This is a genomic window from Tatumella saanichensis, from assembly GCF_000439375.1.
Classification (GTDB): domain Bacteria; phylum Pseudomonadota; class Gammaproteobacteria; order Enterobacterales; family Enterobacteriaceae; genus Tatumella; species Tatumella saanichensis.
Genome location: NZ_ATMI01000056.1, coordinates 15,862 through 28,244, shown reverse-complemented (window position 1 = coordinate 28,244; position 12,383 = coordinate 15,862). Strand labels below are relative to the sequence as shown.

The 12,383-nt window shown below is 51.1% G+C and carries 15 protein-coding genes; 2 read left to right on the top strand and 13 right to left on the bottom strand.

From position 1 onward, the window contains the following. Positions 1 to 274 precede the first annotated feature (274 nt). The 11 genes from DW47_RS0115845 to ccmA form a co-directional block, all read right to left on the bottom strand. Complete coding sequence (locus tag DW47_RS0115845) at positions 275 to 571, bottom strand: YfcZ/YiiS family protein (RefSeq protein WP_084689085.1); 297 nt, start codon at positions 569 to 571, stop codon at positions 275 to 277. 311 nt (positions 572 to 882) lie between these two features. Next, positions 883 to 1,740, bottom strand: a complete 858-nt coding sequence (mlaA, locus tag DW47_RS0115840) for a phospholipid-binding lipoprotein MlaA (RefSeq protein ID WP_029687406.1) — start codon at positions 1,738 to 1,740, stop codon at positions 883 to 885. Positions 1,741 to 1,773: 33 nt separating this feature from the next. Beyond that, the gene (gene ccmI / locus DW47_RS0115835) at positions 1,774 to 2,985 is read right to left on the bottom strand and encodes a c-type cytochrome biogenesis protein CcmI (RefSeq protein ID WP_029687405.1); all 1,212 of its coding nucleotides are present in this window, start codon (positions 2,983 to 2,985) and stop codon (positions 1,774 to 1,776) included. Next, positions 2,982 to 3,440, bottom strand: a complete 459-nt coding sequence (locus DW47_RS0115830; protein ID WP_029687404.1) for a cytochrome c-type biogenesis protein — start codon at positions 3,438 to 3,440, stop codon at positions 2,982 to 2,984. The genes ccmI and DW47_RS0115830 overlap by 4 nt, the downstream gene beginning before the upstream one ends. Before the next feature lies 1 nt (position 3,441). Then, positions 3,442 to 3,999: a DsbE family thiol:disulfide interchange protein gene (locus DW47_RS0115825; protein ID WP_029687403.1), complete on the bottom strand. Its 558-nt coding sequence runs from the start codon at positions 3,997 to 3,999 to the stop codon at positions 3,442 to 3,444. Next, entirely contained in the window at positions 3,999 to 5,960 is a 1,962-nt protein-coding gene (locus DW47_RS0115820; protein ID WP_029687402.1) for a heme lyase CcmF/NrfE family subunit, read from the bottom strand. The genes DW47_RS0115825 and DW47_RS0115820 overlap by 1 nt, the downstream gene beginning before the upstream one ends. Next, positions 5,957 to 6,448: a cytochrome c maturation protein CcmE gene (gene ccmE / locus DW47_RS0115815; RefSeq protein WP_029687401.1), complete on the bottom strand. Its 492-nt coding sequence runs from the start codon at positions 6,446 to 6,448 to the stop codon at positions 5,957 to 5,959. The genes DW47_RS0115820 and ccmE overlap by 4 nt, the downstream gene beginning before the upstream one ends. After that, positions 6,445 to 6,678 carry a heme exporter protein CcmD gene (gene ccmD, locus DW47_RS0115810; protein WP_029687400.1) on the bottom strand — a complete coding sequence of 78 codons (234 nt, stop codon included), beginning with the start codon at positions 6,676 to 6,678 and terminating at the stop codon, positions 6,445 to 6,447. Before ccmD ends, ccmE begins: the two co-directional genes overlap by 4 nt. Continuing rightward, positions 6,675 to 7,415 (bottom strand): heme ABC transporter permease, encoded by a 741-nt coding sequence (locus DW47_RS0115805; protein WP_029687399.1) that lies wholly within the window; start codon positions 7,413 to 7,415, stop codon positions 6,675 to 6,677. Before DW47_RS0115805 ends, ccmD begins: the two co-directional genes overlap by 4 nt. A gap of 44 nt (positions 7,416 to 7,459) precedes the next feature. Beyond that, on the bottom strand, positions 7,460 to 8,119 hold the full coding sequence (gene ccmB / locus DW47_RS0115800) for a heme exporter protein CcmB (protein WP_029687398.1): 660 nt from the start codon (positions 8,117 to 8,119) through the stop codon (positions 7,460 to 7,462). Continuing rightward, the gene (gene ccmA, locus DW47_RS0115795) at positions 8,113 to 8,736 is read right to left on the bottom strand and encodes a cytochrome c biogenesis heme-transporting ATPase CcmA (RefSeq protein WP_029687397.1); all 624 of its coding nucleotides are present in this window, start codon (positions 8,734 to 8,736) and stop codon (positions 8,113 to 8,115) included. The genes ccmB and ccmA overlap by 7 nt, the downstream gene beginning before the upstream one ends. Positions 8,737 to 9,180: 444 nt before the next feature. Between ccmA and DW47_RS0115790 the strand changes: the two genes are divergently transcribed. Continuing rightward, positions 9,181 to 10,068 carry a formate/nitrite transporter family protein gene (locus DW47_RS0115790; RefSeq protein ID WP_071846666.1) on the top strand — a complete coding sequence of 296 codons (888 nt, stop codon included), beginning with the start codon at positions 9,181 to 9,183 and terminating at the stop codon, positions 10,066 to 10,068. Between the two features lie 34 nt (positions 10,069 to 10,102). On the opposite strand, the gene DW47_RS0115785 is transcribed toward DW47_RS0115790, so the two are convergent. Further along, positions 10,103 to 10,585 (bottom strand): Lrp/AsnC family transcriptional regulator, encoded by a 483-nt coding sequence (locus DW47_RS0115785; protein ID WP_029687395.1) that lies wholly within the window; start codon positions 10,583 to 10,585, stop codon positions 10,103 to 10,105. Positions 10,586 to 10,722: 137 nt separating this feature from the next. Here DW47_RS0115785 and DW47_RS0115780 point away from each other — a divergent pair, with 137 nt between their 5' ends. Continuing rightward, the gene (locus tag DW47_RS0115780; RefSeq protein ID WP_029687394.1) at positions 10,723 to 11,658 is read left to right on the top strand and encodes a DMT family transporter; all 936 of its coding nucleotides are present in this window, start codon (positions 10,723 to 10,725) and stop codon (positions 11,656 to 11,658) included. 421 nt (positions 11,659 to 12,079) lie between these two features. Here DW47_RS0115780 and DW47_RS0115775 read toward each other — a convergent pair whose 3' ends face one another. Continuing rightward, a complete protein-coding gene (locus tag DW47_RS0115775) occupies positions 12,080 to 12,373 on the bottom strand; it encodes a hypothetical protein (RefSeq protein ID WP_029687393.1) in 294 nt (97 codons plus the stop codon). Between the last annotated feature and the right edge of the window lie 10 nt (positions 12,374 to 12,383).

Genomic DNA, 12,383 nt, shown 5'->3' with positions numbered 1-12,383 from the left:
TACTGCACCGGAAGATGAAGCGGGTGTTTTACCTAAAGCCACGCTGACAGTCAACCGATTGTTCATTTAGTAGACAATAAAAATGTATATTGCCGGGAGGTACTGCACAGTTTGAGGGCTGCCACGGTAACCTTTAGGCTGCGACCGCTGTTAGAGAGTACCAGAGTCGCAGAGGACGGGGCATAGGATATTTGAATGGCTCCTTCCTAAGCATGCGCCCTACCCATACGGCGGTACGGCGAGCAGCAAGCCCGCCAGTCTCTTTTCGCGCAGCTTAACGTAGCCCTAACTGAAATATCATGTTTTCAGCCTGACAACTGAAGTGAAAGGATGCTTCTAGACAGATCCCATTTGAGGTCTCCTGCAAGCTACTGTTTATCTGACAAGGCTGAGATTCCACCGCCTTAGCACGCTCGCTAAGTGTTTGCAGTGCCTGGACAGCGCTGGCCCGGTCAGCATAGGTCGCCGTCCAAATCGCCGTACAGTCACTATCATCTATCACTGTGCCGACATCGACGCAGCAACAGGCGGCGGTTTCATTAGCACTGCATTTTTTTATGGCATCCGTCATAACAAGCTCCTGAACTGTAGTATCCGGCACACAGTGTATGCTGCAAAAAGGCAGCGCCGCCAGATGAATACTGCGCCAAACTCCCCTAAGCGAGGAAAGCTTGATTCACCTCAATTTCCAAGGGTAAAACCGATTGAGTCGGCAAGTTTATTAACGACCGTGGAAGTAAAATAGGATAGCCAGACTTTAAGGGAAATCAGAGACAGCGCTGATGGCGAGCGCAGAACTGCCGACTAAGACAAACGTTGTCTTACCGTCGCTATAAAAAAACGAGCCGCTAGATGCGGCCCGCAGGTGAAAAGTCCTTGCTATCAGTCGGAGTCAATCTCACTGAGATCGCCCTGGATCGCCTGAGCATTCGGGTTAACTTCTGGCTTCAGGGTACCGCCGTTGGCCAAGAAGTCATAACGCTGGAAGTAAGCATTACGAATAAATTCGTAAGGATCACTCTGCTGTTTCAGAATGCCATCGGAATCCAACAGATCGGCGCGGGTTTCGATACCTTCCAGTACCCATTTCCCTGCTGACAACCAGATGCTCAGGAAGCTCAGCGGTGGATAGAAGGTATCAACCATATCACCACCATCCTGACGCGGGGTAAAGCTGCCGTAACCTGGCAGTTCTACATATGGGCCATAGCCGACCCCATAATGACCAAGAGTGCTACCAAAGCCATAGGCATGCTCACGGACCAACTGCGGATTAGCTTTACCCGCCACATCAATCAGCCCACCTAGCCCCAGTGTGGAGTTCAGGAAAAAGCGGGTGAAGTGGATCGCCGCCCGGTGCACATCTCCAACTAATAGGTAATTGACCATGGTCGATGGCTCATCGAGGTTACTCAGCACGTTACTGATACCGTTACGCGCCGGTACCGGAACGTAATCACGCCATGCCACCGCCACCGGACGGACAATGTACGGGTCCAGCACGTTGTAGTTCAAGTTGAACATACTGCGGTTGAAACCCTGTAACGGATCGCTGCGTTGCCCACTGTTGCTGGCAGATTCAGGCTGAACCTGGGCTGACGCCGCAGTGGTCGTAGGAGCCGTCGTCGTCTGGGTCTGAGGCGTAGTGACCTGTGACGGTTGCGTCGAGGTGGCCGGCTTACCGGCACAGCCTACTAAACATAGCGCCACTAACCCCGGAATGGTCAGGCGGTAATACATGCTGATCTCCCTATACAATATTCAGGTGGCTCCTCAGGGTTGCTGCTGGTTAATCTCTACAGTAACGGTCTGATGGCCATTATACGGTTGTTTATTTGTTAGGCCGAACCAGTCTCCGGTTTGCGGATTGGCACTGCCGTCACGGGAGATCCGCGCCCGTACCTGAATGGTATGCTGAGCAGATAATAACCTCTGCTGCATCATCGCATTACTGTCATCAAGCGTAATGGTCAGCGGGAAATGGCTTAGCGGAATTCGTTTGACGGCAACCGGCACCGGTGAAACACCATCGGTTACTGAAATATACAATATTCCGTTCGGGGTTAACATTTTTTCTGCCTGCGGTGTAATACCGACATTCAAGGTCAGCTTACTGGTCTGCTGGCCAGCATTGGTGCGGGCCTGCTCAATACCCTGCTCAATCGCATCAGCTTGTTTCGAACCGGCCGGTACCATGGTCAGCATTTTCTGCCAAAAACCAATCGCTGTATCATAGTTTTGCTGGGTGTAATTCACTGCTGCCAGCAGGCTATAAATCCGCAGGTTGCCAGGATTGGCTTTGAGCAGTTCGGTGAGCATCAGTTGTGCTTGGCGGTTATCTTGCGGATCTGGAGAACGTACCAGCACTTCCGCGTAATCCAGTTTCAGAGCAGTATTGTCCGGCGCCAGTCTAAGCGCACGCTGAAATGCTTGGGTCGACAGTGGAATATCATTCAGTACCATGCCAAGACGGCCAAGCATCGCCCAGTTATCCATGTTTTGCGGATCGGACTGCAGTGATGTTCTCAACCCAACGGCAAATTCTTGCAACTGTTGCATACTCAGCGACCGATCATTCGGGTTCATTAGCTGGGCGCGCAGTTGTGGGTATTGAGCATTGATCTGCTCCCACTGCATCACCTGTGCCAGACCACCGGTTTTCAAGTACATACCCAGGGTCACGACCACAAGAACCACGACACCTGGCCACAGCACCCAGCGACCTGAGGTACGAGAGGTCTGATGCTGCTGGTCAGGGATATCGGTTAACAGGGTCTGTTGCAGCTCAGTGATCATCTCCTGACGCTCGGCCACCACGCCCTGTTGCTCATCCTGCTCCAGCTCAGTCAGACGCTGACGGTAAAAGGTTTTATTCAGCTGATCACGCTGATTGCTGGTATCTTTACCGGCACGCCAGCCGCTGGTCAAAAACAGGGCAATCGCCGCCAGCAATAAAATACAGATGCTTAACCATAAGGCGCTCATAACGGCTTCCTGTCATTATCCAGTAACGCAGCCAGTCGTTGCTGTTCAGACAAATCCAGCTGACTGCGGATATTTTTTCTTCTGCTACGTAAAATAATCACCGCAGCCCCTCCGATAACAAACAACAACGGTCCAGCCCACAAAATCAGGGTTGAAGCCGTGACCGGCGGGTTATAGTTAACAAAGTTGCCATAACGGCCGACCATATAGTTGATGATCTGCTGACGGCTTTGTCCTTGCTGCAGCATATCGTAGACTTTCTGCCGCATATCGGCGGCAATGATCGCCCCGGAATCGGCGATGCTGTTGTTCTGGCACTTCGGACAACGCAGCGATTCAGTCAGGGAACGATACTCTTCTTCCTGAGCCTGCGATTTAAACTGATAAGCATCAATGGCAGCCCACAGGCTGAAACTTGTCATCATTGCTGCCAGGAAAAGGATGGCTCTTTTCATATTACTTCTCCGCCAGCTTGCTGTACTTTTCCCACAGCGGCTGGATCTGCTGTGTCCAAACCTGCGCATCAACATTTCCTGGGTGGCGGTAACGGATGATTCCTTTTGCATCGACCAAGAAAGTCTCCGGCGTTCCGTAAATCCCGAAATTCAGGCCAAGCATGCCATCACCGTCCCATAAGTTAAGCATGTAGGGGTCGCCAAGGGTATTCAGCCAGTTAACCGCTTTAGTTCGGTCATCTTTGTAGTCAATACCGACAATCGGAATACCTTTCTCAGCCAAGGTATTCAGGTAGTCATGTTCAGCACGGCAGGTCGGACACCAGGTCGCCCACACATTGACCAGCAATGGTTTACCGGTGATCAGCGCTGTCTGAGTCACGTACTGGTTCGGATCTTGCAGCGACTGTACCCGGAAGGTTGGCACGGATTTCCCTAGTAATGCCGATTCTAGCAACGTCGGATCATCGCCGTGCGCGTTACGGTTCAACTGCCATAAAAATGCTGCTGCCAGTAACAGAAATAACACCAGTGGAATAAACAGGACTTTTTTGCCCATCAGTGCTGCGCCTCCTGCACCTGTGTTTTTTTACGGGAACGGTAGCGCGGATCGAGCAGACATAAAATGCCGCCAACTGCCATAAAGACACCGCCAAACCAGATCCAGCGAACAAAAGGTTTATAGTAAATACGCACCGCCCAAGAACCATCGCCAATCTCTTCGCCCAATGCGGCATAGAGATCGCGACTGAAACCACCATTGATCGCCGCTTCGGTCATCATGGTGCGGGCCGCAGTATAGAAACGTTTTTCGGCACGCAGCACGGCTTCTGGTTTACCGTCACGGGTAACATCGATAATGGCGACCCCACCGGTATAGTTCGGGCCAACCAGTCGCTGCACATCACGGAAGATAAAGTGATAATGGTCGATATCGATATTATCGCCGGCTTTCATCCGCACATCACGTTCAACGCTGTATTGGGTACTGAAGGCAATACCGATAATGGTGACCGCCACGCCAAGATGGCCCAGTACCATCCCCCAGTGACTGCGTGACAAGTGAGTTAAGCCGCGTAGGAAGCTGTGACGATGGGTAGCACGTTCATGCAGCTCTAACAGGGTAAGAATAATCACCCATACCGACATCAGCAGACCGGTAACAGCCATCGCTTTAATCCGATCCTGCAGCAGCAGCGGTAGGACGATAGAGCAGATCAGGGTCACCACTACCGCCAGCGCTAGACGCTTATACAGTTTCTGCGGTTCATCGCGGCGCCAGCGGACCAGGGGCCCGATCCCCAGCATCAGGGCAAACGGCGCCATGATCCAGGTGAACATAGTATTAAAGAACGGCGCACCGATAGAGATACTGCCAAGTCCCAGTTCTTTATGCACCAGCGGCAGCAAGGTCCCCAGCAATACCACAATTAGCGCGGCCATCAGCAGAACATTGTTGCCCAACAAGAAGGATTCTCGCGACCAAGCCTGGTTTTGAATGCGGCTGCGAACTTGCCCACCTTTCACCGCATACAGCAACAGTGAACTGCCGATCACGATCACTAGGAAGATCAGGATAAATACACCGCGGGACGGATCCGAGGCAAAGGAGTGAACCGACACCAAAATCCCGGAGCGTACCAGGAAGGTCCCTAACAGACTGAGGGAGAAAGCGGTGATCGCCAGCAATACCGTCCATGATTTAAAGCTGCCGCGTTTTTCAGTGACTGCCAAGGAATGGATCAGCGCAGTACCCGCCAGCCAAGGCATCAGCGAGGCATTTTCTACTGGGTCCCAAAACCACCAGCCACCCCAGCCCAGTTCATAATAGGCCCACGCAGAACCGAGCACGATACCTACCGTCAGAAACACCCAAGCTGCGGTGGTCCACGGACGTGACCAGCGCGCCCAAGCAGTGTCCAGACGGCCAGTCATCAGTGAGGCAATAGCGAAAGCAAAGGCGACCGAGAAACCGACATAGCCCATGTATAATAATGGTGGATGAAAAATTAGGCCGATATCCTGCAGCATCGGGTTAAGGTCACTGCCATCGATCGGAAAGTCCGGTAAGGTACGGATAAACGGGTTGGAGGTCAGGGTAATAAACAGCAGAAAACCGAGGTTAATCATTCCCATGACTGCTAGCACCCGCGCAATCGCATCCTGCGGCATACTGCGGCTAAACAGGGCGACCGCCAAGCTCCAGCCACTCAGCATCAGTAACCATAACAGCAGAGAACCTTCATGGGCCCCCCAGGTTGCCGCCACCCGGTACCAGACCGGCAATAAGGTATTCGAGTTTTCAGCTACATAGGCAACTGAAAAATCATTCACCACAAAAGCGTGCACCAGCACCAGAAACGCCGCCGCAATACAGGCAAACAGCCCGTAAGTCAGCGGCCGGGCCAAATTCATTAATCGGCTATCGAGACGGGCAGCCCCAATCAGTGGATAGATACTCAGCAGTAACGATAAGCCGAGTGCCAGACATAATAAAAAACTGCCTATTTCTGGGATCATTGTTGACCGCCTTGTACCGGTACACCGTTAGCCACCGGATCGTTAGGGTTCTTTTTCATCGCATCCTCAATTTCCGGCGGTGTATATTTTGCATCATGCTTCGCCAGCACCTGTTGTGCTTTAATCAGATGACCGTCTTCCAGAACACCCTGGGCGACGATCCCCTGCCCTTCCCGGAACAGATCCGGAAGAATACCCACGTAACTGACTTCGACTACGCCATTGGCATCATAAAGTTTGAACCGTACTGCCAGGGTATTGGGATCACGTTGAACACTGCCAGGCATCACGACCCCACCGACCCTTAACTGCTGGCCAACATGGGGAATATCGGTGTGCTGCGCACCCCGCCCATAGAGGATTTCACTCGGCGTATAAAAGAGATCGATATTGGAGCGCAGCGCATACATCACCAGTCCGGTCGCTAGGCCAAGCCCTACCAGGATGGCAACCACTACCATTAGGCGTCGACGACGACGAATATTCATAACGCCTCCTTGCGACTGACCGCCGCGTGTTTTTGCTGTTTGGCCGCTCTAATCCGGCGTTCACGGGATTCACGCTGACGGATCTGTTTCAGCAATGTTTGGCGCTGGACAAGGGTGTGCACAATCAGGCAAACCAAGGCCACCAGAGTAATACTGACCGCTAGCCAGACATAAAAGGCATAACCGCCCATCTGGAAAAAGTCAGACCAAGAAGAAAATGCAGGTGTCATGATTTACGCCCCTTATTTGCGATGGCTGAGACCCAGGGACGATTACGTTCGGTCAGTAAGATAAGATTACGCAGACGCATCAATGTCAGGGTAATAAAAACCAGCCAATAACCGAGAATGGACCAGCGTAACGGCGTACGCATTGATGGCGCGATATCTTGTTGCAACAGCCCGGATGAGCCCTGATGCAGGGTATTCCACCATTGAACGGAATAATGAATAATCGGCAGGTTAACGACGCCCACCAGGATTAAGATCCCGGCAGCCCGTCCGGCGACGCGGCGGTCGTCAAACGCGTTATACAGGGTGATGACCCCCATATAGATAAATAGCAACACCAATTCAGAGGTTAACCGAGCATCCCAGATCCACCAGGTGCCCCACATCGGTTTTCCCCATGCAGAACCGGTGACTAAGGCGATAAAGGTGAAAACAGCGCCGATGGGCGCCATGGCTGCGGCCACCAGGTCTGACATTTTCATCTGCCATACCAACCCGGTAAAGGCAGCTATTGCCATCCAGGCATACACACCCATTGACCACATCGCCGCGGGAACGTGGATGTACATGATGCGGTAGCTGTCGCCCTGCTGGTAATCCGCTGGCGCAAAACCAAAGCCCCAAATCCAACCCAGAAATAGCGTCAGCACCGCCGCCAGTGCGAACCAGGGAACACATTTACCGCAGATATTATAAAGTCTCTCTGGCTTTGCCAGTTGATGTAACCATTTCCACATTTTGTATTGCTCACTGATTTTGACAAAAGCGACACAACACGCAGCTATTGCAGGCTAATGCGTAAGGCTGCGGCTGTGGCAAAAGGTGCCAGCGTAATACTGGCGACCAGCATTGCGCCTAATATCGCCAAGTAACCACCGATGGAGACTCCCTGACTGGCAGCTTCAATGGCTGCACTGGAAAAAATAAGCACTGGCACCGCTAGCGGTAACACCAAAAGACTGAGCAGTACCCCACCCCGTCTCAAACCGACGGTTAAGGCTACCCCAATGGCCCCTAAAAAACTCAACGTAGGGGTGCCCAACAGTAAGGTTAGCGCCAGACCACACCATCCCGGAAAATTCAGCGACAGCAGCAAAGAGGCCAACGGCGACAGAATAATCAGCGGTAATCCCGTCACCAGCCAGTGGGCAATCACCTTACCCAATACCGTCAGCGGCAATGGCGCCGGCAATAACACCAACTGTTCTAGCGATCCATCCAGAAAATCATCACGAAATATCCTTTCCATCGCCAGCAGTGAGGAAAGCAGAGCGGCAACCCATACAATCCCCGGGGCAATCCGCGCCAGCAGTTTGATATCAGGACCGATTCCCAAGGGGAACAGCGTGATCACGATCAGAAAAAACCATAGAGGGTTAATAATTTCCGAACCACTGCGAAAAGCCACTTTTAGTTCCCGCCGCAAAATACGTATCAGCATGCTTCATTTCCTTCTGCTGTAAGCCGTATTTTCCTGACAGCCGTTTCTCGATGCGGTAAATCTTGGTGCGTCGTCAGAATAACGGATCCGCCTCGCCGAGCGTGTGCTGAAAATTGTGACATTATTTTTTCAACTCCCGCTTTATCTATCGCCGTAAGCGGTTCATCAAGGATCCATAATGTTGCTGACGTTAGCCACAGACGCGCCAGTGCGACACGACGCTGCTGCCCAGCGGAGAGCTGCGACACCACGGCATCTTCATAGCCGGTCAGTTCTACTTCATCTAAGGCTTGAAAGATCTGTTCATCGCTGTGTTGAGGATGAAAAAAGCGCAGATTTTCTAACGGAGAAAGTACCGGTTTAATGCCGGGTAAATGCCCAAGATACAGCATCTCCTGATGCCAAACGTCCCGCTGTGAAGAAATAGGTGTTTGATTCCAAAGCACTTCACCAGATTCCGCACGACTAAGCCCAGCCAATAGACGCAGCAAGGAGGTTTTGCCAGCACCATTTGGGCCTTCTATCTGGACAATATCCCCAGGGCCAACCGTGAAAGAAAGTTGGCTGAATAGCGCCCTTTCATCACGAACACAGGTAAGAACTTTGGCTTCCAGCATGCAACAGTTATCGCTTCAAGATAAAGAAAGTCGAACTATAGCATAAGCAAAACCGCTGTCAGTTGTTCAAAATGGTCACGGTTCCATAAAAAGTGCATTAATTCGCCATTTGTGGATAAAAAAACGACTATGATAAAATTTTGTTACGCTTATCTTATTTTATATCGGTGAAGCTAGCCGTTTTTTTTACTCACCGAGGGCATCCATCCTCAACTTACTACGGGTAGTTGTCCCGTATTGTATGCCTTGGACGGCACTTATTATGGCTTTCCCTTGATCATTCCCCACTCACATTTCGGTTAGAGGACAGCAGGCGAAAATTCGTGCACTGGTTCCATAAAGTCAACACTAGGATAACAATTAAGACAGCCTATTTATCCGCTCTACCTGGTGCGGCGTTCTGCTAAAAAGCAGCTAAACTTACTGAAATACTTATTGAATGACATGACTCAGGAGCAGAGTGTGGAACAGCAAACTCATCATATTCGTGCCAAAGAAGTGGACAGCGAAGAAAAGAGCCAGGAAGACGAAATTATCACTGATGAGGAGGAACTCCCTTCGAGCTCGGTCGCCATTCATGAAACCATCCGTCAGAGCGGCGAGAAGGAGCTGGAACGCGATGGCATGGCACTGCTTCTGTCAGCCATTGCTGCAGGCTTATCAATGGGCACCTCATTACTGGTAAAAGGCCTATTGCAGGTTCATACCGAAGGACTGCCAGGGAGTTTTTTATTGGAAAATTTCGGCTACTGTGTCGGCTTTATTATCGTCATCCTCGCCCACCAGCAACTGTTTACCGAAAATACCATTACCGCCGTGTTGCCGGTGATGCACAAGCCGGTGAAAAGTAATTTTCTACTGCTACTGCGGTTATGGGGAGTGGTACTGATCGGCAACTTTATCGGCACATCGCTGGTTGCTTTGGCTTTCAACCACATGCCCGTGTTTGACGATACCCTGCAACAGGCGTTTATCCACCTCAGTGAAACCGCAGTACAGCACGATGCTACCCAGATGTTCTGCGGAGCGCTGGTCTCCGGATGGTTAATTGCCACCATGGTATGGATGTTTCCTCATGCTGGCTCTGCCAAAATCTTGGTAATTATTATGGTGACCTGGATCATGTCTTTGGCCGGACTGTCACACATTGTGGTCGGTTCCGTTGAGGCCTTCTTCTTGGTATTTAACGGGCATATGACGTGGGGTGAGTTTTTATGGCCGTTTGCTATCCCTACTCTGCTGGGAAATATTACCGGCGGCACCTTTATTTTCGCATTATTGAGCCACGTGCAGATCCGCAACGACTTTAGCGAACTAAACAAACAGAAATAACCTCCTAGGCCGGAGACAGTCTCCGGCCTGTTACCTACTGACGTAAATGCTGGGTCGGTAACGCCGTGGTGTATTTCACCTGGTTAAGGGCAAAACTGGAACGGATACTGGCAATGCCCTTAATTTGGGTCAGACATTCAGTCACTAACCCCTGATATTTTTGTAAATCCTCCACCACTACCCGCAGCAAGAAGTCTGACTCTCCGGTCATCAGATAGCACTCCATGATTTCAGGGCGCTCACTGATCGCGTCGGTAAAATGCTGCAAGGATTTCTCATCCTGCTGCTTAAGCGAAACGTGAACAAACACGTTTACCGATAACCCCAGGCTCAGCGCATCCGCCAGCATCACCGATCGCTTGAGCACCCCCTTCTCTTTCATTTCGGTCACCCGCCGCCAGCAAGGTGAGGCCGACAATCCCACCCGCTCAGCCAGTTCGGCATTACTGATATCAGCATCCGCTTGCAGTAAATCGAGGATCTTCAGACTGGTTTCATCCAGCATAATATTCTTCATCGGTAAACTTTTCCTACAAGAGTATTCATTAAGGTCAACTTACCCTTTTTTAACGTTTATGTAGGAAAAATGGAACAGAAATTTCGCAAAAGCCTGGTTAATATTTAGCTTTATTCCCTTGAGCCGGTAATTGACTGATGAATAATAGTAATGAGCAAGCCATCGCCACACCTGCAAAAAGTTCACCGATAAACAGTACCGTTATCTGGCTGTCAGTCATGGTTCTTCTGTGGGGGCTAAGCTGGCCTGCCACTAAACTGGCACTGAATGTGGTGCCACCGTTATGGTTGGCGGCCATCCGTTTCGGTAGCGCCGGTGTCTGTCTGTTTTTCTTTGTGGCGATGAAAAAAGAGTTACGTCTGCCGGCAAAGCAAGATTTACCCATTATTTTAAGTATCGGTATTCTGCAAATGGTGGTCTTTACCGGCCTCGGTATGATTGCGATGGAATTTACTGATACCAGCCATGCCGTATTACTGGCCTACACCACGCCGCTGTGGGGCACGTTAGTGTCTTGGTTACTGCTGCGTCACACCCCATCTGCCATGCAAATCGTTGCACTGTTTATCGGGCTGGCGGGAATTGCCTTGATCTGCTCCCCTGCGGAGATGGACTGGTCACGTCCTGGGGTTATCATGGGCTGCTGCTTCCTATTGACCGGTGCCATTGCCTGGTCACTGGTTATCGTCCACGTCAAACATCACAAGTGGGTAGGATCGCCATTATCGCTAGCCCCGTGGCAGATGCTGCTGGCAGCGTTGCCGTTAATCGGATTTGCCGCGTGGTTTGACGGTTCGCCAACCACCATCCATTTCTCAGCACATGTATTGTGGTTGCTGTTCTTTATCGGCCCAATCGCTACCTCGTTCTGCTTTGTGATCTCCTCAGAACATGGTCGCCGTATCAGCGTCTTCGGCATGTCCAACTTCACCCTGGGCGTTCCTTTTATCGGCGCACTGGCGTCAGTGATGTTTCTGGGGTCGAGCTTATCTTGGTTATTTATCACCGGGTTAGTACTGGTGTTTGTCGGTGTTTCCGTCACCGCCCTGTCAGCCAGCAAACGTAACGCCTAAACTGACTTCCGGGGAAGGATCCCCGGACTGTTTCCCCGACACCTGCAGAAACTTTCCTCTTATTTCTAACCGACTAAACCTGTGATTAGCCAGAGAGTTTATCGAAATTACCCCGTAAAACGGCTGCGGGCACCAATGTGTGTACTCGGGTTATGCCTGCAACAGGACGTGCATTCCATTAACTACAGTTGCGTTATTGCGGTATCGTGTAGAAAGCTCAAGACAGTCACTTTGAAGTGATGGAGGGAAGTACTACGATGGTGTCCCCTGCAGGAACCGTAAAAAAATCATAACTCGATGTAAGAATTGAGAATATCCAGATTCCTTTATTAAATTTACCCATAACTTTACCCATTAGGGCTGGAAATAACGTTTTTCGCTACGGCACAATTCTAACGGTCAGGTAACTTTACCATCCCATTCAAAATCCCTTCACCATAAACGTCACCACGCCGATCACTCTGGCATCGTCCAAGGCATCACCTTCGATAACCCCATCGTTAGTGATATACCGCCTGGCGCCCACTTCCGCAAATACCAGGCGGCCAGATAACTCCAGCAACACCATGCTCCCCATCTTGGCCGGAATACCCGGTTCCGCAACGGCATACCCTTCGGTTGTCTGGATAACCACCGATGAAGCAGTGATGCCCATGACGCCCTCAGGGGTCAGCCGTTTTTCTACGTAATCTGCTGCAGGGGATGGGAAGGCCATGGATTATTGC